Below are 24942 nucleotides of genomic sequence, written 5' to 3'. Positions count from 1 at the left end.
GTAATTAAGTTACAATTTCGAGCTAGCCGAAATTTTTTAACAGCCCGATTCAATCACATTAACAACACCCACCACTAACAACTCTGTGTACACTTTTGTACAACAGCAAAACAAAACAGACACACTAAATTAACACAAGAAACAGCGAGTAACCTGGGCTGGGATTAATGTAGCAATTTGTACATCAAATTTTGTTAACAATATAAAAACTTCATATAAATCATTGAAATACAATCTCTATGAAATATTTGTAAGGGATTACTGCTTTGCTAAAACCGCCTCACTAGGCTAACGTGGCTTGCGTAATATCGACAAATAATTAAGATTCAGTTAACGCATAGAAGGAATACAACTGAAACATGAATAAACATATCGCCCTTGCGTGTACATTATTTTCCGCCTCGGTACTGAGCCAGGATGCGCCCAGCGAGTCGGCACAATATATTGAGGTAGGTACATTAGAGGCGTCAGTCACCCTAGGATACGGTGGCATCGAAAACCCAATTCGAGGAGCGGAGCACGTCACTTCTGTTCTTCTTCCGCACCTGGCTTATTATGGTGAGAAGTGGTACTTCGACGATTTTGCTCTGGGCTACAGTTTGCACCAAGATGAATCTTGGTACGTGGATATTGTCGGTACGTTCAACGAAGACGGTTTTTTCTTCGAGCTTGACGGCATAGATAAGCTTTTTGCCACCTCGGCGGTGCGCAACTCGCCGCGCCCGGGAAGACCCAACGCCACACCCATCGAACTCACCCCCATAGAGCGTAGCCTGGCCTACGAAGGCGGTCTGGCGCTCGGTTACAGTGCAAAAAATTGGGGCCTTGAACTTAGTACCCTGCATGATATCAGCGGCGTACATAATGGCTTGGAAAACAAATTTATCGCCTATTACAGTCAAAATTTGCTTGGCGGTCAGTTTGTTATGGAGGCCGGAGTGACCCATAAAAGCACCGAACTCATCGAGTATTACTATCGCATCCATCCGGGCGAGGCCTTGTCGCGCATCCCCAGATATGATTTAAATAGTGCGCTAAATTATCACCTTAAATTTGAGTACAAATACCGCCTTAGCGAGCAATTAAGTGCTATGCTAAATATCTCAAATACGTGGATTGACAACGATTTAAGTGATACACCTATGTTTGATCGAGACCAGTATATGACTGGCTTTACCGGGATTACTTTTGAGTTTTAGCAGTACTAACATCGCATGCTAGTTAATTACTTTGTTGCCTTATCAATGCTGCCGGCATCCATGCAATCTGCTGTGGAGGGTACCCTTAGGGTGTCGCCACACACCTGCATTGGTGAGCTGCAAGCCGCCACTTGCACCATGGACATCCATGTCAATGCGAGATCGGCAGCAGCAGAGCAACTCTGTATCAGTATTGCTCTGCCAAAGCGGCAATATGAGTGTTTTAACGGCAACCGGGTGTCGGTGACCTATCAGGTGACACTTGAATCCACCACCACCATCACTCTCACCGATCAATCTGGAGTGGTACTGGCAGAACAAAAATTAGAGGTGGGGAAACTTGCCTCAAAAAACTATCGCGTAAGAAGACGTTTTGGTTGGGGTATTTAACATTGACGCACCAGGTTCTACTGATAGAAGACGACAAGGAGTTAGCCAGTCTAATTAGTCGTTACTTAAGCAAAAATGGACTTGATGTGAACATAGTAAACAGTATCGCCGCCTTTAAAGCCTGCTTTGAACAACAACAGCCCGATATCATTCTCTGTGACGTCATGCTCCCAGATGGCAATGGTTTTGAACTCTTTCCCCAGTTAAAAAAGCACTTTAGTTGCCCGGTTTTATTTTTAACGGCCCTCGATTCGGATCGCTCGCAAATAAAAGGGCTTAACCTGGGCGCCAATGACTATTTAATCAAACCCATTCGCCCCGAACTACTGCTGGCGCGCATTAACAATAGCCTGCGCTTAAGCGGCAAGGGTGAGGCGACCAAGGCCATCGGCCCATTAAAGTTAGACACCACCCACCGCCAATTGCAATTTCAGCAGCACCAGCTCAACCTCAATGACGATGAAGTGCGGCTGTTTGCCCTGTTTATCCAAAGTTATCCGACGCCCCTATCGCGGGAAACCCTATTTAAGGAAATCATTGGCCGTGAGTACGATGGCCTGGATCGCGCTGCGGACCTCAAGATAAGTCGTTTGCGCCGTAAAATTCGCGATCATGGCATTGAAGAGCTGGATATAATCTCTATTCGTGGTGAAGGCTATCTGCTGCAGGTCCCTACTGAGCCCCATGCGTAAGCAGTTTTTTCGTCTCTACCTGTTTATTATTTTCAGTGTGATTGCAGCACTGATCGCCTTCGGGCAAATCTATCAAAACTATGTATTTGAACAGTCCCCCACTATTGCCCTGCCGGTGAGCCAATGGCCAGCGCTCATTGAAAATAAGGGCGATAGTCTGGTCAGTTTAGCGCGCCAGGATCTGGCCTTACCGCCAGCCCTGGCGCAGCAACTTAACGAACAAAAATTGTTGACCGTGATACAAACCGAGGGCAACTTCGTTTATGTTCTTGGCAACGGCGACAAGGCCGACACTGTGTATCGCATCGGGCCTATTACCGTAGCCCCGCCGCCGGATGAACATAGCATCTATTTCTTGTTGGTCTATAGTGCCATTGCGCTTCTCTTAATGTCGTTTATCTGGCCTATTTTCAAAGATCTGGCTGAGTTAAAACGCGCCTCTCGTCGCTTTGCAAGAGAGAAAAAAGCCTTTAGCGCCAAGGTCAAACCCAGCTCAACCGTATACCCCTTGGCGCAAACCCTGAGCGATATGGCCGAGCGCATCAGTAAGTTTATTCAACTGCACGAAGATTTATCGCGGATCATCTCTCATGAAATTAGGACGCCGCTGTCGCGTATGCGCTTTGTCCTTTCCTTGCATAGCGATCTCGATGAAGAAATTCAGCACACCATGCAACGCAATATCGATGAAATAGAAAATCGCCTTTGTCAGTATTTGGATTTCGCCCGGGTCGAATATCTAACCCAGCCTCTGCAGTTGCAAGAACTTGACGCTAAAGAATTTATCAATCAAGAAGCGAAGAAAAACCAGCTCTTTACCGATGTTAAAATCGAGACCCAGGTGCATTTGGACAAGCTCTATTGCGAGCCAAACAGCTTTGCTATCCTAGTGCAAAACCTGCTTTTTAACGGTGTTAAATACGCGCAAAAACAGGTGGTACTGCGACTTCATCAGCAAGAGCAAATGCAGGTGCTAGAGGTTTACGACGACGGCCCAGGACTGCCCAACGACGCCGATTTGCTCTTAGCCCCCTTCTCGTCTTCCAAGGACAGTGCGGTGGCCAGCGGTTACGGGCTCGGCCTTTATATAGTCGAGCGTATCTGCCTGTGGCATGGCGGCAAGTTATCCTTGGGTAACCATCCGCAGACCGGTGGAGCCCATATTCGCATCTGCTGGCCGCAACAAATCGAAATTTAGCAACCCTTACCTATCGTTCCGTCTAATCAGGGTGGTACTGATGCTAAATCCCGCATATTTGTCCATCACCAGGCGGCCCCTTTATGGGAATTTATAGCCTATTTTTAACCAGTAAATTCAGAGTACTTAGCCAGTTAACGCTCAATTTCAAGTAGTCACACGCCATTGCAAGAAGCGAAAGAGCGCCGCTCTTCAGAGATAATCCGGCTTTAAAGCGGCAAAATGTTAATACTTTTTACTTATTTTTAACCCTTTTGTACGAAAAAAACTAGTGAACTGCCAATTTGCGTCATACACTTTTTTTCATACTAAAAATTAATACTTTAGGCTTGCTATGCGCTATAAATACAATGTCTTACTCTTGTCATTATTAATGAGTTGCGGGGCGCTAAATGCGGCGCCAAGTGCTCAACAACAAGAACTAATTACGACTTTTGGGGATTACACCACTTTTAAGAATACTAGCCCGGATAGCGGTAGAAAATGCCGCCCCCGTAAGCTCTGTGAAGAGCCCGTCGATCCGGATCCTCAACCGGAACCAGAGCCCGATCCAGATCCCGAACCGCAGCCACCGAGTGAAGGCTTTCTAAGTGCCGGTGCCAGTTATCAAATGCAACTTCAGGGGCCACTCAATACCGAGTATGCCGTCGATGCCTATGTCTTTGATCTGTTTGATGTCAGCGCACAGACCATTGCTGATATTAAGAGCACGGGTGCCAAAACGATTTGTTACTTCTCCGCCGGTACGCATGAAGATTGGCGCCCGGATGCCGATGATTTCGCTGCCGAAGCCATAGGCGACCCACTTGGTAATTGGCCCGGAGAGCACTGGCTGGACACTACCCATGAGTCGGTGAAAGCGGTTATGGCGGCACGTATCGCCTTAGCCAAAAGCAAGGGCTGTGACGCCGTCGACCCCGACAATGTCGATGTGCACACGCAAAAAAGTGGCTTTAGTATCAGTTATGAGCAGCAACTCAGCTATAACCGTTTTCTGGCAACATCAGCCCATGAGCAGCAGCTCGCCGTGGGCTTAAAGAACAACTTAGGTCAATTGGCGGACTTGCACAGCTATTATGACTTCGCTATCAACGAGTCATGCATTCGCTGGAACGAATGCGACATGCTACGTCCCTTTGTCGATGCGAACAAACCCGTGTTTCACGTTGAATACTTGGGGGTCAGTGGGGTTGGTAGTCCCGAGTTTGATGAGATGTGTGCCACCACAGACGCCCTGGGCATCTACTCTGTGGTTCTGCCCCTTGAACTTGATGACGCCTATCGCTTTAGTTGTAAATAACAAGACGGCGACGGCGTAATTCGCTGTAATATTATTTTGTCCCCTCCCGAGGTAAATTAATGCCCACCGGAGGGGATGAAATGAACAAAAGAACCTATACACCCGAGCATCACAAAGCCTTAAAGAGACACGGCGAAAACACAGCGCCGAGCTGGCTTTATGCGTGGGTACACGCGACCCTAACTCGTACCCTGCATTTGTACTATGCCATCAGCAGTGAGCGTTGCACCCAGTTACACCGCCTCGCACTCGCTGTAACCCTGGTCTATGTGGCCTTTCCATACGATCTATTACCCGACTCCAGCTCTGTACTAGGCTTACTTGATGACACCCTACTACTGACATCAGCCGCCATTTCCCTGCTCGGCTACATAGATGCCAGGGTTAAAGTGATTGCCGGGCTCCAAGCCCACCAACTGCTTCTTAAAGTCCGCTCCGTGCCGAAATGCTAACGAGTTAGCGCAGCCGCTCGCTCATCCAGCAAATCTAACAGCGAAGAAAAACTGACCCCGGTGTGCCGTGTTAGACCCACCTCACAGGTGCGGCTGTTCGAATAGCCCACCGAGCAGCCCTGGGGTTTGCATTCATTCACACAACGTAAGGCATGGTCGTTTAGTTGAGGATGAGTAAAGCCCTTATCGCCAGCAAAGCCGCAACAACTCACCTCGGTGGTGCTCACCTTGGAGCTCAGCGCCCTGGCCACACTCAGCATGGCGGTGCCGCCATCTAAATGTTGCGAGCTGCAGGTAATATGCAGCCATAGCGGCTCCTGAGTGGTTTCAATCGCCAGGCGAGGAAGCAGGTATTCGCTGGCAAAGCGCATGCTATCGAGCACCCGAATCACGCTCTGCTCTTGGGGTTGGCTTTGCAAAGCACAGGGGCTGGCGTCCATCACCACGGGCCAGCGCCCCTGCTCACTCAACTGGGCGATGACTCGTTGCAACTGCAGCTGTTTTTGCGTGGCCACATCACTGAATCCATGACTTTGCCAAGGCATGCCACAGCATAACTCGGCGACCGCCTCGGGGACCACCAGAGTCAACCCCGCCTTATCGCACAGGCTTTGCAGCCGCTGCTGCACACTTGGCTCGGTGGCGTTGGCAAAAATACGATTGCCGCAACTGGGCACATACACCACCTTCTCTTTGCCATCGCTAACCTTGCCGCCAAGTGGCAGGTCATGTTGTGCCCGAGGCCAGCCGCTAAAGTAAAGCGGTGTGCCGAAACGCCGTTGCAATTGGGCGCTAAAGCGCTCCAGCCGCGGCGTCCCCACCAGTTTGGCGCTAAGATGGGCACCGCGTACACCCACTCGAGCCAGGACACTGCTCATGGCAAAGTGGTTGGCGCTCCAGGCAGCAATTTTACTGATCACCGGTTTGTGTTGCATCTGCTCGGCGCGCAATGATTTGATATAGGCTCCGGTATCGATGCCCACCGGGCATCGGGTGGCACACAGACCTGTGGCGGCGCAGCTGTCGATGGCTAGGTGTTGATAGCTTTGCCTTACACTGGCAAGGCGTCTAATAAGATTGGGGTCTGAGGCTTGCTGCGGAGCTTTCTGCGGAGCTTGTTGCAGAGCTAGCTGCTGCTCATGGCGTTTCAAACTGATACGCTGGCGCGGCGTTAAGGTGTATTCCTTGGATGGGCACACCGGCTCACAAAAGCCACACTCGATACATTTATCGATTTGCGCATCACTGGTGGGCATGGTTTTAACATGCTGCACATGGGCACGGGGGTCGTGATTGATGATCACCCCAGGGTTTAAAATCCCTTGGCTATCAAACAGTAGTTTAATTTGCCCCATGACCGCGTAGCCGTCATCGCCCCATTCGAGCGCGACAAAGGGTGCCATATTGCGCCCTGTGCCATGCTCCGCCTTTAAAGAGCCTTGTAATTCCACCGCCACCAGCTGTGCCACATCGGCCATAAATGCCTCATAACGCTGGATCTGCTCTGGGCTGTCAAAGGCCTGGGTAAAGACAAAATGCAGATTCCCGGCCAGGGCATGACCAAAAATAATAGCCTCTGCATAGCCATGTTTATCGAACAAGTAATGCAGCGCCTTGATGCCCCGACTTAAATCCGCCAGGGCAAAGGCCACATCCTCAATGATCACCGTGGTGCCGGTTTCACGCACCGCACCGACCGCCGGGAAGGTGCCCTTACGCACATTCCATAGAGCCTGCGCCAACTCGGCGTCATCGCTTAGGGGATACTGATGCACGAGCTGCGCTTGATATTGCGCCAAGATGGCATCGACCGAGCTCATAAGCTCATTAAGGGCCTGCTGGTTTTCATCGCTGATTTCTATTAGCAAGGCCGTGGCCTCAGGAGGGAAGTCGGCGATATCTTGCGGCATGACCGCATGATCCTGTACCGAGAGCAGCGCCCGTTTATCGAGCATTTCCACAGCGGCAATGGGCAAGGAGCTGAGCTGCTCAATTAAGACGCAGGCGCTCTGCACATCGGCAAAAGTAAAAAGGCCCGTGCGTTTAAATCGAGGCTCGATAACCGTGTTATAAGTAATATTGGCTATAAAGCCCAAAGTTCCCTCCGAGCCTATCATCAGGTGTTTAATGATCTCTATGCCGTCCTGATGGTCCACCAAGGCATTGAGACCATAACCCGTGGTATTTTTTAAGCGATATTTGTGGGCAATGCGGGCGCTTAAAGCCTGATTGTTGCGCACCCGCTGCGCCAACTGCTCAAGGGAGGCCAACAGCTCCCCATGGCTTTGCCGAAATGCTGCCCTGGAGTGCGCGTCGGCGGTGTCCAGATAAGTGCCATCGGCAAGGATAATCGCCATGTCTTTGAGAGTATGGTAACTATTGTGTTTGACCCCACAGCACATACCGGAGGCATTATTGGCGGCGATACCACCGATTTTGCAGCTATTAATAGAGGCTGGATCCGGGCCAATTTTGCGCCCATAAGGAGCCAAAATGCGATTCACCCGAGCCCCAATTAAAGACGGCGACAGGCTTATCCAACTGCCATCCTCGGCCACCCTATAGTCTTGCCAATCATCACTTAGCAACACCAGCACACTGTCACTAATGGCCTGCCCGGAAAGGCTGGTGCCGGCGGCCCTAAAGGTGACGGGTAGGCGATATTCGCCAGCGCTTAATATCACCTTTTGAACCTGCTCGGCGCTTTTTACCAGGATCACACATTGAGGCGTTAAGCGATAAAAGCTGGCATCCGTACCCAAGGCATAGCGCAGGGCATAATCGGTGATCACTTGCTCGGGACCAAGGGCCGCGATCATGGTATCAATGAAGGCTTCCATAGCCTTGGGGGACTCTGACATAATGAGGCAATTGCTGATACGGGGTTGCCCTAGCATAACTTGGAATAAAATATTATTAAACTCGTATTCATCTATTAGCACTTATTCACAAAGAATAAATGGTGTTAGCTGTGACTTTGTGAAGCCTAAAGCGCTTGTGCTTGCGCCATTAATCACTATAGAATCATGAATACTTTATTCCAAGGGAGCTCGCCATGATTTTCCGCCGCTTAACGAGTGCGTTGGCGCTTCGCCTGCAACCAAACAGACTAACCAAATTCGCCATTTTAGGATGTGTATTTATGAGTGCATCTAGCCTAGCCGCCCCAGCGCTGACGCTAAAACAGCAAATCGGCCAAAAACTCATGCTGGATTTTCGCTATTACTGTGAGGATAAGGATATTAACAGCGCCCGCTGTCGCACCCCCATGACCTCCTTGCCCCAGCCTTTGGCCAAGCTCATTACAGAGCAGCAAATAGGCGGCGTGATCCTGTTCGCAGAAAACCTTGAAAGCAGCGAGCAAATGGTTAAGTTAACGCAACAGTTGCAACAGGCGGCGCAACAAAGCGAGCTCGGTGCTCCGCTGTTTATCAGCATAGATCAGGAAGGTGGTCGAGTGGCCCGGATCCCTCGGGATTTAGGCACAGCCATGACCGGTAATATGTCCATTGGCGCCACCTATGCGCGCCATGGCACCGACTTTGCCCGCCGCAGTGCCGAAATCATCGCCAGTGAACTGCGTGCCGTGGGCATTAACCTAAACTATGCCCCCACGGTCGATGTGAATATGAACCCGGATAACCCGGTGATCAATGTCCGTTCCTTCGGTGAAGACCCGCAACTTGTGGCCGAACTCGGCGGTGCTCAGGTCGACGCCTACCAGGAACAACAGGTAATAGCCGCATTAAAGCATTTTCCCGGCCATGGCGACACCAATGTCGACAGCCACACAGGCTTGCCACGGGTTGCCCATGACAAGGCGCAGGTCATGAGTCAGGATCTTGCCCCCTTTAAACGCATTATCGATGCCGGTCATGCGCCGGGGATGATCATGACCGCGCATATTCAATATCCGGCGCTGGACAACTCCACCTTTGTCAGCAAGGATGGCGATACCATGATCAAACCGGCCACCATGTCCCGAGCCATTATGACCGACTTGCTACGCACTGAACTAGGTTATAACGGTGTAACCATCACGGACGCCCTGGATATGGCCGGGATCAGTCACTTTTTTAGCGCCGAAGACGCCGTTATCAACACCTTTAAGGCCGGTGTGGATATTGCCCTGATGCCCATTGCCGTGCGTAACCAGGGAGATATCGCCAAACTTTCGGCGCTGATCGATGCCGTTGCCAAGGCGGTGCAAACGGGCGATCTGGATGCAGGTGAATTTAGCCAATCGGCAGCCCGGGTGATGGCGCTCAAGGCCAGCTATCAATTGCTGCCAGAACACCACAGGGATCTGGGCAAACAGCAGGCCCAGGCCAAACAAGTGCTTGGCAACGCCAAACACCGCGCCACTGAGGCGGAGCTTGCCAGCGCGGCAATAACAGATATCAAAAATGGCAAGCACACCGCTTCTCTGCTCAAGGGTGCCAAAAGCGTGGCCATTATTATGCCCGACACCCGCAAGTGCATGGCCCTGGAACAAGCGCTGAAGGGACAGCTCACCGACATCCAATTTCACTGCCTGAGCCTGCAAGGTCATGATCCTGCTAAGGCACAGGCGCTAATTAAAGAGGTTGATCTGGTTATTGCCGGTAATGCCAGCCCGGCACAAAGCGCGGTGGAAATTGGCGGTATGGATGACGGCGACGCCATTGCCCAGTTTGCCCTGAACCAGGCGCAGCAGCCCGAAGCCTTAGAGCGCTTATTAAAGCAGGCGAAACAAACGCACAAGCCTACGGTGTTTGTCAGTTTGCGCGCCCCCTACGACATCGCCCGTTTTGGCCACTATGCCGATGCTATACTGGCTACCTACGCCTATAACATAGACGTGGATGAGGGCGAGAAGGTACAAGGCCCGGCCTTTAGTGCCCTGGCCAAGGTGCTGCTCGGAGAGCAAACCCCACGCGGGCAATTACCTGTTACTATTAAGCAATAACTTAAGCGCTTGGGCTTTTCCGAGTGCACGAACCGATAAGGCGTATGAAAATGGATGCCAATGCCTCGCTACACACCCCCGCGGATATCCGCAAGTTGATCCGCGCCGGTGATTACACCGGCCATACCTCGGGCTTTGCACCGGGATTTGTACAAGCAAACCTGGTAATTTTGCCGCAAAAATACGCCTATGACTTTTTGCGCTTTTGTCAGGCCAACCCCAAATCCTGTCCCTTGCTCGGACAAACCGAGGCGGGTGCGGTAGGCCTCAAGGCGCTGGCTGAGGATCTGGATATACGCACCGACTTGCCAAAATACCGGGTGTTCGAGCAAGGACAGTTGGTCAGCGAGCCGACCCAGGTTAATGATATATGGCGCGATGATCTGGTGAGCTTTTTAATCGGCTGCTCCTTTTCCTTCGAGGAAGCGCTGTTGGCCGATGGCATAGAGATCCGCAACCTCAGCGAACATAAAAATGTGCCCATGTATATCACCAACCACGCCTGCACCAGTGCCGGGCCCTTTGTCGGCAACCAGGTGGTGAGCATGCGCCCGATGACTCCCAAAGACGCCATTCGTGCCATCCAGATATGTAGTCGCTATCCCAGCGTACACGGCGCGCCGGTGCATTTTGGCGAGCCCGCTGCGATTGGCATTAAGGATATCAATCGCCCCGACTTCGGCGAGGCGGTGACCATCAAAGACGGCGAGGTGCCGGTATTTTGGGCCTGTGGCGTCACTCCTCAGGTGGCCATCAGCAATGCCCGCCCGGACTTTTGCATTACCCATAGCCCAGGGCATATGCTGATACTCGACATCAAAAATACCTCATTGGCAACCTTGTAGGAGGCACCATGTTACTGAACTGTGATTTAGGCGAGAGTTTTGGCAGTTGGACCATGGGCGAAGATGAATTGGCCATGGCCCATATCGACTTGGCCAATATTGCCTGTGGCTTTCATGGCGGCGATCCCCTGGTGATGCAACGCACCCTGGCGCTGGCCAAGCAACACGGGGTACATATTGGTGCTCACCCTAGCTACCCGGACCGGCAAGGCTTTGGCCGTCGTTCCATGGTGCTGAGCCCCACCGAGCTTATTGCCGATCTACACTATCAAATCGCCGCCCTGGCGGGCATGGCCAAGGTGCAAGGGCTGCAGCTGGAATATGTCAAACCCCATGGCGCCCTGTATAACGATATGATGGCCAAGGAGCAGGTTTTTGTTTGTGTGCTACAAGCCGTGGCTCAATATGACCCAAGCCTCAAATTGATGATTTTAGCGGGTAATAATAGCGAAACTTATCGCCAATTGGCCGAAAAACAAGGCGTGAGCCTATTGTTTGAAGCCTTTGCCGATCGTCGTTACACCGATGCCGGCACCCTGATGCCGCGCAACCAGGCCGGTAGCGTGTTAACCAAAACCGAGATGTTAGAGCAGGTGCAGCAACTGGTCAGTGACGGAACGGTGCAAACCGATGGCGGCAACACCTTGGCATTAAAAGCCGACACTCTGTGTGTCCATGGTGACAACCTGGAAGCGGTGGACGCTATTATCGAGATCCGCGCCTTATGTGTCCGCTAAACCCCGAGTTGCAGCTCAGTCGCCGCATCGAAGATCTCCTGGTAGCCAGAAATCTGCGCGGCATGGCGCAGATACAACCGGCTTTGCAGCCAGGTTATGTGTATCGCAGCGCCCAGGCGCTGTATCAGGCCGAAGGAAAAATTCTGATCGGCACCGGCTTTTGGGTTGCCGGCACCTTTGAAACCGATGGCCCGGTTGGCGCCATTGCCCTGTATTTAGCACTGCAAAAGCTAGGTAAAGATCCGCTGCTAGTCTGTGGCAACCCCCTTTACAGCAAGCTGGCGGAAGATTTTAATTGTTTTGAGTTGCCCATCCACAATCTGACGCAGGCACAGTCTCTGGCCCAGCAGTATTTCGCCACCGAGCAGGTAGGCTGTGTGCTGTCCATAGAACGCCCGGGGCTCAATCAAGGCGGCGGCTATTGCAATATGCGCGGCGAGGATATTAGCCAAGGCTGTGCCAGTTTCGATCCCTTTGTCGAAACCGCACCGTGCCCCAGCATTGCTATCGGCGATGGCGGTAATGAAATCGGCATGGGTAAAGTGGCGTCGGCACTAAGCCAGTTGGCCATTACCCCCAGCGTGACCAGCTGCGATGAGTTGATTATTGCCGATGTCTCTAACTGGGGCGCCTATGGCTTAATCGCCTTTTTTGCGCTGTGGCAACGAGAAGACATGCTCGCAGCCATTGACCCGCAGCATTGGTTGGCGTATTTAAGCAAGCATGGCAGCGTCGATGGCGTCACCAAACGCAACGAGGCCACCGAAGACAGCCTGGATGCCACTCACGGGCAAGCTGTGATCACAGAATTACGACGGTTAACGGGCTTTTTGCCCACTGAATGAGGAAACACAATGAGCCAAGTGTATTTAAATGGCGACTATATGGCCCCCGAGGAGGCGAAGATCTCGCCCATGGATCGCGGCTTTCTCTTTGGCGATGGCATCTATGAGGTGATCCCCGCCTATCATGGCAAAATGCTTGGTTTTAATGCTCATATCGAGCGCATGCAACAGGGCCTGGCCGCCATCGAAATCGCCCTTGATTACAGCCCCGCGCAATGGCGAGAGATCTGCGAGACGCTGTTAAGCACAAATCCGGGGCCTAACCAGGGCATCTATCTGCACGTGAGCCGAGGCACCGACAGCAAGCGTAATCACGCCTACCCCAGCAACGTCGCGCCCACGGTATTTGCGTTTTGCTTTACCCTGCCCGGCGAGCCCAGCAAGGATGCCGATACGGCAACCAGCTACGAGGTCTCCCTGGAACAAGACCGACGTTGGCAGCGCTGTAATATCAAGTCCACCGCCCTGCTCGGTAATGTGATGCACTATCAAAGCGGCGCCAGGGTCGGTAACAAGGAAACCATTTTATATAACGCCCTGGGTGAGATCACCGAGGCCAGCTCCAGTAATGTCTTTATCGTTAAGGATGGGGTGATTGCCACGCCGCCACTGGACACGCAGATTCTCCCGGGGATCACCCGCTGGTTAATATTACAGATAGTACACAGTCACAGCGAACTGCGTATTGAAGAACGAGTAATAAGCAAGGACGAGCTGCTGAGCGCCGATGAGGTATGGATCACCTCGGCCACCAAAGAAGTGGGGCCGGTGCTTAAAGTCGACGGTAAACAAATAGGCCAGGGCCGACCCGGGCCCATGTGGCAACGAGTGCAAGGCCTCTTTAGCCAGCACAAATTCGATTATTAGAATTTAGTGACCAAGATAAACCGCCACTTCAACCCGGCGGTTTTTTTATGCTCCTTGGCCCTCCCAATAAGATGGCAACATGGCAGACACAAATAGCCATAAAAGCGCTCAGTCCCAAAGCGCCCCCATAACCATTTAGCTTAGGCACCAGGTATTGAAATAAAGGCGCAAAAATAATGGCCGAGCTGGTCAGGGTATAAAAACCGAAACGATGCGGCGCACTCATCCCGATAAAGGTGCCACCGAAAAATACCAGCGCATAGAGGTCGGGATTATCGCTAAACAGCCATAACAAGCCATAGGCAAAAATAGCCGACAAGGCCGACGCACGTATGGCATCAAAACGCCGACGTTGCGCCAACATATAAGTGCTTAGGGCGCCAAGCAGCGCCAGCAGAACAAACGCTAGGGTTACCATAGGCCCCCCCGGGTTAGCATAAACAGCGCCACGCTGACAAAGGCCACCCCACCGAGTTTACCGCCAAAGCCGGTAAACATATTTATGGTCAGTGCATATAAAGAGGTGCCGATCAAAGCCAGTAACGCTATATGCCAGTAACTACCGATCAACTCCGCCGAACACATGCCGGCAAAGCTACCGGCATAAACTGCCCCCCGAGGATGTGGACCAAAGGCCTGAGAAAGGGGTATAAAGCTGCCCAACAAGCCGGTGACACTGGCCGCCAACACCACGGGCACGGCAAATTGCGCATGCAATACAAAGCACAGCGTACAACCAACTAAAAAGGCCAGGTATTTAACAAAGAAGAATTTAACCATAGGCCTGATATGGTAAATAACTTTAGGCTTCGATGGTATCTATTTTCCCATTCGTATTCTCACCGATGCGTGTGTCAGGCAACACATTGGCGTCCTTCCAGTGACGCGCTGAGAAGGGGTTTAGAAAGAACATAAATTAAAACGCAAAGATAATCAGACCCAAGATACGGCAAAAACTGGCATCGCCACCAGTGCTAGCGTTACAATCTTGGTCGTTAACGCACATCAACATCAAGGAACAACATTGAAAATCTCTATTTTGGCCTCAGCCCTGGCGTTACTAAGCACATCGGCGCTAGCGGCCACGGTTGCCAGCGACAAAGATGCCGTGGCGCAGTACGCCCTTTCTCAATACCAAGAAGCACAAATTCATACCCTGGAAAACCTGGTGTCTTTCCCTACGGTCAATGCCGGCGACATCAAAGCGCCAAACAACCCGGCTTTTATCGGTTTTAAATCCTATCTAAAGTTGAAGGCTGAACAATTTGGTTTCGACTATCAGGACTTCGGCTACACGGTTCTGATCGGCATGGGCGAGCAGCGCGAAAAGGTGACCATAGTGACCCATGGCGACGTGCAGCCGGCCGATGCCAGCAAATGGGCAAAGAGCCCGTTTGAGCTCGATAGAACCACAGAGCCAGGCAAGCTGATTGCCCGCGGCAGTGAAGACGACAAGGGTGCCATTGCCACCGCCTTGTACGCCATGAAAGCAATAAAAGATAAGGGCATAGAGCTTGATAACCGTATCGAGCTGATGGTTTATCTGGCTGAGGAGTCGGATTGGGGTCCTATTAAAGAGTTTATGAAAACCTATGAGCAGCCCAAGTATGCGGTCACCATAGACGCCAGCTACCCCGTAGTGGTGGCGGAAAAAGGCTGGAGCCTGATTGCCCCCACCTTTAGCGGCGCAAATCCAGACCAAGGCCTGTATGTCTCTGCTCTTCAAGGCGGTGCCTTTGTCAGCCAAATTCCCGAAGACGCCAGTGTTATCGTGCATAACGCCGACGACCAGACTAAAACCCGACTACAGCGCAATATCAGCGCCCTACAAGGCGTTAAGGTGTCCATGGTCGAACAAGACGACGGCCTGCATATTCGCGTAAAAGGCACCTCGGCACACTCATCGGAGCCGGAAGCGGGCGTGAACGCCATTGCTCACCTGGCGGCCATCTTTGACGATGTCGCCCTCGCAACTAACAGCGATGGCCAGGCCTTGATGTTTATTAACGAATTGATTGGCCTGGGCTTATACGGTAAGCAGTTTGGTGATATCGCCTATGAGCACGACTTTATGGGTCCGATGACGGTGGCACCGACGCTGCTTAGTCGCAATGAGCAAAATAACGACATCACCTTATCGGTGAATCTGCGCCGCCCTATGGGCAAAGACGAAGCCCTTCTCGCCGAGCAAATCGATGCAGCCCTAAAGGCGTGGCAGCAACAGCACCAGGTGACCTTGAGCAATGTGGAAGTGGAAATTGGCACCCCCATGCTGCTTGATAATGCCCCCCATGCTCAGGCGCTGTTGGATATTTTCAAACACTACACAGGCGATCAGGATGCCTCCTTTGTCTCCATCGGCGGCGGCACCAATGCCAAGCTGTTCGACAATGCCGTCTCCTTCGGCCCGTCAATGCCGGGCAAGCCTTACACCGGCCACTCGGAGCATGAATTTATTACCGAGGAGCAACTGGCACTCAACCTGAAAATGTACACTGCCATGATGCTCACCCTAGGCAAGATGTAACCACAAAAAAGCCCACGAAAGTGGGCTTTTTATATAAATTGTTGCCAATAACTGACTATTAGGCTGGGCCGATTGGTCCCTTATTAATCAGGGTGAGCGCTTGGTTAACATCAAATAGTTTGCCACGCACCTCACTAATACCCATCGCCTGCAAACGCGCACTGTGCATGTTTAGATAATTCCTGGCACTGGTTTCATCTGTAAACAGATAGATGCCGCCGCCTAACTGCTCAAGCTCACTTTCGGTCCAAATTTTCCAGATCATGCCCGGCTCATTATTAATCGAGTTCGCCAGCTCAAGTAGCTGATCCGCCATCTGCTGTCCATACGGGCCATTATATTGAAAGTCGACTTGCAGCAATTTTGCCATTCCAATGTCTCCATAACTGAATGCTTTATTAACTAATGGCGCATTTTCACCTATAAGAAATAGAAACAAAAGCCCAGGCCACTGCGCTTGCTCAGCGGCTGTAAGCTTTGTTGGACAATACCCTGTACATGAAGGATATAAGGTTGTTTTATAACCAAATTAGATTAACAATGGCGTTATGATGTTATGCTCAAAGAGTAAGCAAGGAAAGCCATGAAAAAAACGATTTTGACCTTGGGAGCGCTGGCTCTGGTAGCGCTGCTGGGCTATTTTTTTCTGCCATCGGCGGATAAGCAACAAACAATGCTAATAACAGAGGTTTCCGAAGAGGAGCATACGCAACAACAAAGTGCTGCCCAAGGACACAAGAAGCCCGCAAAGAATTATGTTCCAGAGCCCTTTCCCGAGCAAACCCTGGATAGCGAGCTCTGTGAGAACTTAAAAGATCTCTTTAATCAGCATCATTTTCAAAACCGCCAACAACTGGAACTCTTGGCCGCCCGCGCCTTAAAACAGGGCCATAGCCTGGACGATATTAGCCTGGCACTATGGGCCGCTGGCATGGATGCAAGAGCGCTCATCTATTGGCACAATGGTACCGCAGCCTTGCAGGCGAGCCTCAAGCAGCGCACGGCCATTAAACGTTATATTCAAAAAAATATCCCTGCCAACCCTCAAACGGAAGTTGAAATGGCTAAGGCCAGGGCCATGGCGTCTTTTATAGAGCGGCTTGACGAACTGCCGATGCAAATGCAGCAAGATAAACGCTTGCCTTCAAGCTTTCCCATGGACTATCTGTACAGAAACACCCTAGCCCAACAAGGCCTGGAGGAGCTGATAATCGGTAATGTGCCGGCCTATGAGCTGGCGCAAAAAGTCAAAGACCTTATTTATGAGGTGGACACCACCTTGGTGAACGACCCACAACTCACCCCGCTTAAGCTTTCTTTTACCGCCTTACTGATGCTGGGAAAAACCGAAGCGGCGGCCATACTCAGCGAGCAATACCCTCTGGCTTTTCGCAATGATTTTATGTTTATCAGTGACATGCAGCAGGTGGTACTAGAACATATAGAAGCCTTTGGCAGCACATTGACCGACGCAGACGCCCTATCGCGACTGATTCAAGGCACACAGCTGGGGAGCAAACGCTACTATTATCACCGCCAGGGGCAACTGGCCATAGAGCGCGCTCCCAGCACATTAAGCCAATTGGGTATTCATATTGATATCCACCCTTTAACCGAGTTGCCAAGGGATAATGCCAGCACGGCATTAACGTTTGCGACCCCCGCTGCCTTGGATGCGCAGCAACAGGCGCAATTAGAGGCCTGCTCGGCGCGAAACACATGGTTTGAAGAACGAGAAAAGCCCATAGAGCAATGGCAAGAGTTCGCCGACTCAGCGTTTGTGGCAAGGGTGATCGAGTCGCCCGAATTTGACTATTGCCAAAGCCATAATGACAAAGAGATGGAGCTGTTTATCAATGACTCGGCGGCACGGCTTATGAGTCTGGCGCAACACAAACCCTTGCCAGAGCTGATGCGCCTGGAGCTGGATGACCTCAATTTACCGCCCCTGTCCGAGCAGCAAAAAACGGCCATGGGCTTGTTCATATCATCGATGGCGGTACTTGATAACAAGCTTACCGAGCAGGAAATCGTGAATAAACTCAGTAACGCCGGGCTGGCTCCAAGCATTGAGGCCGATCAGGTGCTGGCACAGTTTGCCGGAAGTAACGAGCTCACCCTGTGGCTAAAAAGCTTTTCCCATATCCCGGAGCAAGCGGCCTTTGAGCTCGCCAATGCAGTCGCCGCCAAGGGACACATAGCGCAATATAAACTACTTGAGCCTTACCTGGGAGGTGCCCATGGTGAGCGCTTAGACCCGCTGTATTTTGTACTTAAAAACTATAGCTTAGAGCGCTATCTGCCGCCCGAGTCAAAGACCGAGAGGCCGGTCAGTTACCGCCGTTTTTTAGAGTACCTGAGGGATAACGGCGCCGAAATACAGCCCCACCACCTGCGTCTGATGATGAAAAACAGGTTTGAGCAGCCCGAAATATACCAGCATTTAATCACCCTACTGCCCGAGCTGGCGGTGAATAACAGTGACGGCTATTCGCCGTCAGCTGCCAATAGTAAAACGAGTTAATAATAGCGAGGCTGATTCAATCAGTCCCGCTAAAGCTCGGTGACTTTAATGCGAATTTGGCCGTTGTTGCCCGCCGGGATCACCTCGTTTTCCACCACCTTGCGGCGGCGATTAATGCTGTTTTCATGACCCACGAGCACGTACTTTTTCTCTACCACGGGCGTGTCGACCATCAAGGGTAAGTCAATGGTGTCGGGCAACTGTTCGGAGTCGAGCAAATAGGTGGCTTTGCCGATAATATCCACGTCTTCGTCATCGCCAAGGACGTCAATGACGGATTTGCCCACGGTATTGGTGATCTTACCCACATAGGCGCTGCCAAAACCGCCGGTAAAAATGCCCAGGGTCGAGCCGAGGATGCTGTTTAACAGCTTTTTAAATGACGCCTGAGCCTGGGAGTCCTTATCGACGCTGCAGGCCTCGATAGAAAGCTGGGCCTTGCCCCGCAGTGGCGTTTTAAACAAAATCGCCTTATCGAAGTCGCTGTCCCAGTCGGTCGGCAGGTCGTCGGTCGACAGCAGGGTTTTCACCGATTCGATGGCCGAAATTCCTTCCGCCGGATAGCTCAGCACAAAGCGAAACAAGTTAATGTCTTCGGCACCGTCCATGGGGCCACGTTTGTGTAGCATGAGTTCGGCAATAGACAGCTGTATAACCTTCTTTTCCATAATTTCCCTGCGTAAATAAGCTAATGAATAACCGCTAAAAGCCTATATGAGCGCCGGGCAATATGCCAGCCAATTAAGAAATTAAACAGAAAAAGCAATTAGTTAGGCTAATATCCAAACCGTTTAACGCCTAGTTTTATAAGGTAGAGGTCGGCATTTAACAGGCATTGCATGGCAGCAAGGGCCATTTCGCCGTCGGCTGTGAATCGTCGAATTTATTTTTATGGATATCGCGTGTTAGTAAGCGGGTGGAATTACTCTTCTGACGCCGTATTCTCTTGTTGCTCTAACTTTTCGCGCTCGGCTTTTGAGATGTAGGCAGGTTTATTGCTTTTGTGCAATTTGGCATTCGCGCGTTTGTCTTTGGCTTTAAGCTTGGTGAAAATTTTCTTTTTACGGTTCATATTTTAGATACTTGGTTTCGATGCGTGGATTCGATATGTGATTAATGACGTCGCCTTGCATTATACCCTGCAATTGGCGTTTACACCGACATGTTTTCAGTCACAAACTCATGCGCTTGCATAGCCAGCAAAAAAGCGAACCTCAGTGGTTCGCTTTTTAGTTTTTAATTCAATGCCTTATTCTTGGGCGTTAAACTAATTCAGACTAGCCTTTGTTAAACAACTCACCACGGGCTTTGTGTAGCTTTTTATAGCTGTCGATCAAACGCAGGTGCTTGTCCAAGCCCTCTAGCTTCATATTGGTTGGGGTTAGGCCATAGAAACGCACCTCACCGGTGACCAAGCCCACGGCGTTTTCCATGGTTTCTTTGCCAAACATACGTGAGAAGTTATGGATAAAGTCGGCCAACTCCATCTCTTCATCCAGGGTTACTTCAAGCACCGCGTTCACGGCTTGATAGAACAAGCCACGCTCAACCGTGTTGTCGTTGTATTGTAAGAAGTCACCCACCAGCTCGATGGCCTCTTCCAATTCACCCAGTGCCAGGTAAATCAGAATCTTAAGTTCAAGAATGGTCAACTGGCCCCACACGGTGTTTTCATCAAACTCAACACCGATGAGGGTGATGATGTCGATGTAGTTATCCAGCTGACTTTCTTCCAAACGCTCTACCAAGGCGGCCAGTGCATCGTCCGATAGCGAGTGCAGATTCAAGATATCTTCACGGTATTGCAGTGCCTTGTTGGTGTTATCCCAAATCAGGTCTTCCACCGGGTACACTTCTGAAAAGTCCGGCACAAGAATACGACATGCGCTGCCGATTTCTGTAAATTCAGCAATATATGCCTCTTTACCCAGCGCCTTTAAAATGCCAAACAAGGCGTCGCTTTCTTCTTCGTTAGTGCCCGAGAAATCCCATTCGACAAAATCGTAATCCGCTTTCGCGCTGAAGAAACGCCATGAGATCACCCCGGTTGAGTCAATAAAGTGCTCAACGAAGTTTTCCGGTTCAGACACCGCCATGGAGTTAAAGGTGGGTTTAGGCACATCGTTGAGGCCTTCGAAGCTGCGCCCTTGCAGCAACTCGGTAAGGCTGCGCTCTAACGCGACTTCCAGGCTTGGGTGCGCACCGAATGAGGCGAATACGCCACCGGTCCGCGGGTTCATCAGGGTCACACACATAACAGGGAATTGACCACCCAGTGAGGCGTCCTTAATAACAATCGGGAAGCCCTGCTCTTCGAGCTTTTCGATGCCCTCAACAATATCCGGGTACTTGGCCAGCACCTCTTGCGGTACGTCCGGCAGGACAATTTCCTGCTCAATGATCTGGCGTTTAATGGCGCGCTCGAAGATTTCAGACAAACACTGAACCTTGGCCTCGTTGAGGTTATTCCCCGCACTCATACCATTACTTAGGAACAGGTTCTCAATCAGGTTTTGCGGGAAGTAAACCGTTTCGCCGTCCGAGTGGCGGGTATACGGAATAGAGCACACACCGCGGTCAGCACGGCCCGAGTTGGTGTCGATTAAATGCGACGCTTGCAGTTCACCGTCCGGGTTGTAAATCTCTAAACAGTAGTCGTCTAAGATCCCCTCTGGCAGGGCATCGTCTGCACCCGCTTGGAACCACTTTTCATTGGGGTAATGGACAAAGTCGCTGTGCGCGATTTCTTCACCCAGGTACTGATCGTTGTAGAAGAAGTTGCAGCTTAGGCGCTCGATAAATTCACCCAGTGCTGAGCACAGCGCACTTTCTTTGGTTGCGCCTTTACCGTTAGTGAAACACGCAGGTGACGCCGCATCACGGATATGCAAAGACCACACATGCGGAACGATATTGCGCCACGACGCCACTTCAATTTTCATTCCCAAATCGGCCAGCATGCCGGTCATATTCTGGATGGTTTGCTCAAGCGGTAAGTCTTTACCCAAAATGTAGGTGCTGTGATCAAGGTCGGCCTCCACCATCAACATGGCCTGGGCATCTTCATCGATATTCTCTACCGGATCGATTTGGAACTCGGGTCCGGTTTGCACTACGCGCTTAACCGTACAACGCTCGATTGAGCGCAAAATACCTTGGCGGTCTTTGTCAGAAATACTCTCTGGTAACTCAACCTGAATTTTGAAGATCTGATTGTAGCGATCTTCCGGATCTATGATGTTGTTTTGCGAAATGCGAATACCATCGGTTGGAATTTCTCGACTGTTGCAATACACCTTCACAAAGTAAGCTGCGCACAAAGCCGATGATGCCAGAAAGTAATCAAACGGGCTGGGTGCAGAGCCATCGCCTTTATAACGTATCGGCTGATCGGCAATCACGGTGAAGTCATCAAACTTGGCTTCAAGTCTGAGGTTATCGAGAAAATTAACTTTAATTTCCATGTGTTATCGGTACTCTAAAAATCGCAATGACCGAGCTTGCCAGCGCTGCTAAGCAGACTGGGTGGCAATATCGGTCAATCTAATGAATTTAATGTTCCAATTATCGTCTTTTTGCGTGCAATCGTCTTGGTTTATTTTGGAATTATATAAATCAAAACCACAAAGAGACCTTGGATTCGGTGCTAGCGAGCAGTCACTAACAATAAAAGGCAGCCCTGTGCTGCCTGCTTGATACCACAAATCAGTGGAATTTATTTTTCTACCGGCTCAAAGCGTAACGACATTAAGCCTAAATCGCGCACCAGCACGTCACCGTCTTCAATCAGCCAGGTTTGTTCTTCATTGCCCGATTTAAACACCAGGTAGTCACCCGACTTAAGCTCACGCACAAAGATTTCGTCAAACTCGGTGCGCTGACCATCCGCTTCGATGAAGTTCTCGCCGATGTAGATTTTTTTCGCGCCAGCCAGTTCCGACAAGGCATTAAATACCTTGTTATCCGAGGTGCTGACATAGTGCCCTTCATACCCATGGCCACCACAGCCAAACATAAATAATGAGGTTAAAACGATGAGGGTATATTTGAAGTACTGCATATCTGTCGCTCGATTTTGTAAAACATAGTCCCCGCTAAAGGGGCGGTTAATTTTACATCATCTCGGATGCGATACCAATACGTAAAAAAAGGGCCGCTTTTGCGGCCATAGGGTCTGTTTAGTTTAGATCGAAACGATCTGCTGTCATCACCTTGGTCCATGCCGCAACAAAGTCATCTACGAACTTTTGTTCAGCATCATCGGATGCATACACCTCGGCAATCGCACGCAACTCCGAGTTGGAACCGAAGATCAGGTCGACCGAGGTCGCGGTCCACTTTTTCTTACCGCTTTGACGATCGAAGCCTTCATACACACCCTCTTCCTTGCTTGATTTGCTCCATTTCGTGGACATATCAAGCAGGTTAACAAAGAAGTCATTGCTTAAGGTTCCCGGATTTTTGGTTAATACCCCGTGATCCATGCCCTTGTAGTTGGCATCCAGCGTACGCATACCGCCTAGCAGCGCCGTCATTTCCGGCACGCTTAAGCCAAGCAGGTTGGCACGCTCAACCAGCATACCCGTGGGCGACTTCCAGGCACTGCTGTAATAGTTACGGAACGCATCGGCGGTCGGTTCAAGCACCGCAAAGGATTCCACGTCTGTGTACTCTAACGAGGCATCCATACGACCCGGCTTAAACGGCACGCGAATGCTAAAGCCCGCATCCTTGGCGCCCTTTTCAATCGCCGCGGCACCGCCCAGGACAATCAAATCGGCAAGCGATACCTGAGTGTCACCGCCTTTTTTATTGAAGTCCTTTTGAATTTTCTTCAATACCTTAAGCACCTTGGCCACCTCTTTGGGGTTGTTTACCGGCCAATCTTTTTGCGGCGCTATGGCCAGACGGGCACCGTTGGCACCGCCGCGCATATCGCTGGCACGGAAGCTCGACGCCGAAGCCCAGGCAACACGCACAAGCTCAGACACGGTCAACTTAGAATCGAGGATTTTCGCTTTTAAGTCGGCAATTTGCTTATCATTTACCAGGGTGTGGTTCACTTCGGGAATGTAGTCTTGCCAAATTAATACTTCGCTCGGTACTTCATCACCCAGGTAACGAGCACGAGGGCCCAGGTCACGGTGATTTAGCTTAAACCAGGCCTTGGCAAAGGCGAGCTCGAACTTGTCGGGATCGGCACGGAAAGACTCGGCAATCTTGCGAAATTCAGGGTCTTTTTTCAGCGCAATATCCGTAGTGAACATAATGGGTGCATGGCGCTTGCCCTTAACATGGGCATCGGGAACCAGATTCTTCGCCGACTCATCGGTGGGGATCCACTGAATAGCACCGGCCGGACTGGTGGTTTGCTGCCAGGTAAAGTTAAATAGGTTGTCTAAATAGTTAGTGGTCCACTGCGTTGGCGTGACCGTCCAGGCGCCTTCAAAGCCACTGGTCATGGAGTCTTCCGCGTTCCCCTTGCCGCACTTGTTTTTCCAACCAAAGCCTTGGTCTTCGATGGCAGCGGCCGCAGGCTCTTTGCCGACACAATCGCCTTTTTTGGCACCGTGAGCCTTACCAAAGGTGTGACCACCGGCAATAAGGGCCACGATTTCTTCATCATTCATGGCCATACGTCCGAAAGACATACGGATGTCGGTGGCCGCTAGTAGAGGATCGGGTTTACCGTGTGGGCCTTGCGGGTTAACATAAATTAAGCCCATTTCCACCGCCGCCAAAGGCCCTTTTAGCTTGCCTTTTTTATCACGGCGCTCGTCGGTGAGCATTTTACCTTCCGGGCCCCAGTAAACAAGATCCGGCTCCCAGTCGTCTTCACGACCACCGGCATAGCCGAAGGTTTTAAAGCCCATGTCTTCTAAGGCCACGTTACCGGTTAACGCCATTAAATCGGCCCAGGAAATATTGCGGCCATATTTTTGTTTGACCGGCCACAGTAAGCGGCGCGCTTTGTCCAGGTTGGCATTGTCGGGCCAGCTGTTGAGCGGGTCAAAACGCTGTTGCCCACCGCCTGCACCGCCGCGACCGTCAAATACCCGGTAGGTACCGGCGGCATGCCAGGCCATGCGAATAAAGAAGGGGCCATAATGACCATAGTCCGCCGGCCACCAGTCCTGAGACTCGGTCAAAACGGCGCGAATATCTTCTTTAACGGCTTTAAGATCCAGACTTTCAAAGCCCTTGGCATAATCAAAGTTGTCACCATAAGGGTGTGATTCCACCCCGTGTGCGCGCAGCGGACTGAGGTCAAGCTGCTCCGGCCACCAGAACTGATTTGATTTCGGCTCAACGGATGCGGCCTGAGCGCCCAGCGTGAGCACCGAGGTTACAGCCAGAGCGGCAGCGCTGATGAAAGGACGTGTTTTTTTACCCATGAAACTCTCTCCCCGTTTTGGAG

General features: G+C 51.1%; 22 protein-coding genes. 13 read left to right on the top strand and 9 right to left on the bottom strand.

What is annotated here, in order from left to right:
• Window positions 1–359 precede the first annotated feature (359 nt).
• The 6 genes from C2M36_RS07495 to C2M36_RS07470 all read left to right on the top strand — a co-directional run bounded on the left by C2M36_RS07495 (window position 360) and on the right by C2M36_RS07470 (window position 5231).
• Window positions 360–1199: a MipA/OmpV family protein gene (locus tag C2M36_RS07495; RefSeq protein ID WP_105254367.1), complete on the top strand. Its 840-nt coding sequence runs from the start codon at window positions 360–362 to the stop codon at window positions 1197–1199.
• A 15-nt stretch (window positions 1200–1214) separates the two neighbouring features.
• On the top strand, window positions 1215–1589 hold the full coding sequence (locus C2M36_RS07490) for a DUF3019 domain-containing protein (RefSeq protein WP_105254366.1): 375 nt from the start codon (window positions 1215–1217) through the stop codon (window positions 1587–1589).
• The gene (locus C2M36_RS07485; protein ID WP_105254365.1) at window positions 1577–2281 is read left to right on the top strand and encodes a response regulator transcription factor; all 705 of its coding nucleotides are present in this window, start codon (window positions 1577–1579) and stop codon (window positions 2279–2281) included. Before C2M36_RS07490 ends, C2M36_RS07485 begins: the two co-directional genes overlap by 13 nt.
• The gene (locus tag C2M36_RS07480) at window positions 2274–3479 is read left to right on the top strand and encodes an ATP-binding protein (protein WP_105254364.1); all 1206 of its coding nucleotides are present in this window, start codon (window positions 2274–2276) and stop codon (window positions 3477–3479) included. The genes C2M36_RS07485 and C2M36_RS07480 overlap by 8 nt, the downstream gene beginning before the upstream one ends.
• Window positions 3480–3813: 334 nt before the next feature.
• Entirely contained in the window at window positions 3814–4779 is a 966-nt protein-coding gene (locus tag C2M36_RS07475) for an endo alpha-1,4 polygalactosaminidase (protein WP_105254363.1), read from the top strand.
• A gap of 80 nt (window positions 4780–4859) precedes the next feature.
• Window positions 4860–5231 carry a DUF1232 domain-containing protein gene (locus tag C2M36_RS07470; RefSeq protein WP_105254362.1) on the top strand — a complete coding sequence of 124 codons (372 nt, stop codon included), beginning with the start codon at window positions 4860–4862 and terminating at the stop codon, window positions 5229–5231.
• Here C2M36_RS07470 and C2M36_RS07465 read toward each other — a convergent pair.
• A complete protein-coding gene (locus C2M36_RS07465; RefSeq protein WP_234399114.1) occupies window positions 5228–8092 on the bottom strand; it encodes an FAD-binding and (Fe-S)-binding domain-containing protein in 2865 nt (954 codons plus the stop codon). The two genes, C2M36_RS07470 and C2M36_RS07465, sit on opposite strands and share 4 nt — an antisense overlap.
• A 281-nt stretch (window positions 8093–8373) precedes the next feature.
• On the opposite strand from C2M36_RS07465, the gene C2M36_RS07460 reads away from it, so the two are divergent.
• The 5 genes from C2M36_RS07460 to C2M36_RS07440 are packed head-to-tail and all read left to right on the top strand — an operon-like array spanning window position 8374 to window position 13473.
• Complete coding sequence (locus C2M36_RS07460; RefSeq protein WP_105254708.1) at window positions 8374–10179, top strand: glycoside hydrolase family 3 protein; 1806 nt, start codon at window positions 8374–8376, stop codon at window positions 10177–10179.
• A gap of 50 nt (window positions 10180–10229) precedes the next feature.
• A complete protein-coding gene (locus C2M36_RS07455; protein ID WP_105254361.1) occupies window positions 10230–11024 on the top strand; it encodes a putative hydro-lyase in 795 nt (264 codons plus the stop codon).
• Window positions 11025–11032: 8 nt separating this feature from the next.
• Entirely contained in the window at window positions 11033–11761 is a 729-nt protein-coding gene (locus C2M36_RS07450; protein WP_105254360.1) for a 5-oxoprolinase subunit PxpA, read from the top strand.
• The gene (locus C2M36_RS07445) at window positions 11749–12606 is read left to right on the top strand and encodes a glutamate cyclase domain-containing protein (RefSeq protein WP_105254359.1); all 858 of its coding nucleotides are present in this window, start codon (window positions 11749–11751) and stop codon (window positions 12604–12606) included. Before C2M36_RS07450 ends, C2M36_RS07445 begins: the two co-directional genes overlap by 13 nt.
• 9 nt (window positions 12607–12615) lie before the next feature.
• Entirely contained in the window at window positions 12616–13473 is an 858-nt protein-coding gene (locus C2M36_RS07440; RefSeq protein WP_105254358.1) for an aminotransferase class IV, read from the top strand.
• 28 nt (window positions 13474–13501) lie between these two features.
• On the opposite strand, the gene C2M36_RS07435 is transcribed toward C2M36_RS07440, so the two are convergent.
• Window positions 13502–13891 (bottom strand): hypothetical protein, encoded by a 390-nt coding sequence (locus tag C2M36_RS07435; RefSeq protein ID WP_105254357.1) that lies wholly within the window; start codon window positions 13889–13891, stop codon window positions 13502–13504.
• Complete coding sequence (locus C2M36_RS07430; RefSeq protein WP_199883024.1) at window positions 13885–14253, bottom strand: hypothetical protein; 369 nt, start codon at window positions 14251–14253, stop codon at window positions 13885–13887. Before C2M36_RS07430 ends, C2M36_RS07435 begins: the two co-directional genes overlap by 7 nt.
• Window positions 14254–14509: 256 nt before the next feature.
• Between C2M36_RS07430 and C2M36_RS07425 the strand changes: the two genes are divergently transcribed.
• On the top strand, window positions 14510–16000 hold the full coding sequence (locus tag C2M36_RS07425; protein ID WP_105254706.1) for a dipeptidase: 1491 nt from the start codon (window positions 14510–14512) through the stop codon (window positions 15998–16000).
• Between the two features lie 58 nt (window positions 16001–16058).
• Here the strand turns inward: C2M36_RS07425 and C2M36_RS07420 are convergent, their stop codons facing one another.
• On the bottom strand, window positions 16059–16370 hold the full coding sequence (locus tag C2M36_RS07420) for a monooxygenase (protein WP_105254356.1): 312 nt from the start codon (window positions 16368–16370) through the stop codon (window positions 16059–16061).
• A 213-nt stretch (window positions 16371–16583) separates the two neighbouring features.
• Here C2M36_RS07420 and C2M36_RS07415 point away from each other — a divergent pair, with 213 nt between their 5' ends.
• Window positions 16584–18524, top strand: coding sequence for a hypothetical protein (locus tag C2M36_RS07415; protein ID WP_105254355.1), 1941 nt, complete (start codon window positions 16584–16586; stop codon window positions 18522–18524).
• 29 nt (window positions 18525–18553) lie between these two features.
• Here the strand turns inward: C2M36_RS07415 and C2M36_RS07410 are convergent, their stop codons facing one another.
• The 5 genes from C2M36_RS07410 to katG all read right to left on the bottom strand — a co-directional run bounded on the left by C2M36_RS07410 (window position 18554) and on the right by katG (window position 24919).
• A complete protein-coding gene (locus C2M36_RS07410) occupies window positions 18554–19192 on the bottom strand; it encodes a hypothetical protein (protein ID WP_105254354.1) in 639 nt (212 codons plus the stop codon).
• Window positions 19193–19446: 254 nt separating this feature from the next.
• On the bottom strand, window positions 19447–19596 hold the full coding sequence (locus C2M36_RS07405) for a DUF2986 domain-containing protein (protein WP_105254353.1): 150 nt from the start codon (window positions 19594–19596) through the stop codon (window positions 19447–19449).
• A gap of 205 nt (window positions 19597–19801) precedes the next feature.
• The gene (locus C2M36_RS07400) at window positions 19802–21988 is read right to left on the bottom strand and encodes an OsmC domain/YcaO domain-containing protein (RefSeq protein ID WP_105254352.1); all 2187 of its coding nucleotides are present in this window, start codon (window positions 21986–21988) and stop codon (window positions 19802–19804) included.
• A 251-nt stretch (window positions 21989–22239) separates the two neighbouring features.
• Window positions 22240–22584 (bottom strand): hypothetical protein, encoded by a 345-nt coding sequence (locus C2M36_RS07395; protein ID WP_105189303.1) that lies wholly within the window; start codon window positions 22582–22584, stop codon window positions 22240–22242.
• 118 nt (window positions 22585–22702) lie between these two features.
• A complete protein-coding gene (gene katG, locus C2M36_RS07390; protein ID WP_105254351.1) occupies window positions 22703–24919 on the bottom strand; it encodes a catalase/peroxidase HPI in 2217 nt (738 codons plus the stop codon).
• Between the last annotated feature and the right edge of the window lie 23 nt (window positions 24920–24942).

Origin of the sequence: Pseudoalteromonas sp. T1lg75 (assembly GCF_002964705.1) — a bacterium.
Lineage (GTDB): Bacteria > Pseudomonadota > Gammaproteobacteria > Enterobacterales > Alteromonadaceae > Pseudoalteromonas.
This window is presented reverse-complemented; position numbering and strand designations above follow the sequence as displayed.

Excerpts from the sequence above, each read along its gene's own strand:
- C2M36_RS07495 (WP_105254367.1), top strand. The coding sequence starts at position 360 with ATGAATAAACATATCGCCCTTGCGTGTACATTATTTTCCGCCTCGGTA.
- C2M36_RS07490 (WP_105254366.1), top strand. The coding sequence starts at position 1,215 with ATGCTAGTTAATTACTTTGTTGCCTTATCAATGCTGCCGGCATCCATG.
- C2M36_RS07480 (WP_105254364.1), top strand. The coding sequence starts at position 2,274 with ATGCGTAAGCAGTTTTTTCGTCTCTACCTGTTTATTATTTTCAGTGTG.
- C2M36_RS07475 (WP_105254363.1), top strand. The coding sequence starts at position 3,814 with ATGCGCTATAAATACAATGTCTTACTCTTGTCATTATTAATGAGTTGC.
- C2M36_RS07470 (WP_105254362.1), top strand. The coding sequence starts at position 4,860 with ATGAACAAAAGAACCTATACACCCGAGCATCACAAAGCCTTAAAGAGA.
- C2M36_RS07465 (WP_234399114.1), bottom strand. The coding sequence starts at position 8,092 with ATGTCAGAGTCCCCCAAGGCTATGGAAGCCTTCATTGATACCATGATC.
- C2M36_RS07460 (WP_105254708.1), top strand. The coding sequence starts at position 8,374 with ATGAGTGCATCTAGCCTAGCCGCCCCAGCGCTGACGCTAAAACAGCAA.
- C2M36_RS07455 (WP_105254361.1), top strand. The coding sequence starts at position 10,230 with ATGGATGCCAATGCCTCGCTACACACCCCCGCGGATATCCGCAAGTTG.
- C2M36_RS07450 (WP_105254360.1), top strand. The coding sequence starts at position 11,033 with ATGTTACTGAACTGTGATTTAGGCGAGAGTTTTGGCAGTTGGACCATG.
- C2M36_RS07445 (WP_105254359.1), top strand. The coding sequence starts at position 11,749 with ATGTGTCCGCTAAACCCCGAGTTGCAGCTCAGTCGCCGCATCGAAGAT.
- C2M36_RS07440 (WP_105254358.1), top strand. The coding sequence starts at position 12,616 with ATGAGCCAAGTGTATTTAAATGGCGACTATATGGCCCCCGAGGAGGCG.
- C2M36_RS07435 (WP_105254357.1), bottom strand. The coding sequence starts at position 13,891 with ATGGTAACCCTAGCGTTTGTTCTGCTGGCGCTGCTTGGCGCCCTAAGC.
- C2M36_RS07430 (WP_199883024.1), bottom strand. The coding sequence starts at position 14,253 with ATGGTTAAATTCTTCTTTGTTAAATACCTGGCCTTTTTAGTTGGTTGT.
- C2M36_RS07420 (WP_105254356.1), bottom strand. The coding sequence starts at position 16,370 with ATGGCAAAATTGCTGCAAGTCGACTTTCAATATAATGGCCCGTATGGA.
- C2M36_RS07415 (WP_105254355.1), top strand. The coding sequence starts at position 16,584 with ATGAAAAAAACGATTTTGACCTTGGGAGCGCTGGCTCTGGTAGCGCTG.
- C2M36_RS07410 (WP_105254354.1), bottom strand. The coding sequence starts at position 19,192 with ATGGAAAAGAAGGTTATACAGCTGTCTATTGCCGAACTCATGCTACAC.
- C2M36_RS07405 (WP_105254353.1), bottom strand. The coding sequence starts at position 19,596 with ATGAACCGTAAAAAGAAAATTTTCACCAAGCTTAAAGCCAAAGACAAA.
- C2M36_RS07400 (WP_105254352.1), bottom strand. The coding sequence starts at position 21,988 with ATGGAAATTAAAGTTAATTTTCTCGATAACCTCAGACTTGAAGCCAAG.
- C2M36_RS07395 (WP_105189303.1), bottom strand. The coding sequence starts at position 22,584 with ATGCAGTACTTCAAATATACCCTCATCGTTTTAACCTCATTATTTATG.
- katG (WP_105254351.1), bottom strand. The coding sequence starts at position 24,919 with ATGGGTAAAAAAACACGTCCTTTCATCAGCGCTGCCGCTCTGGCTGTA.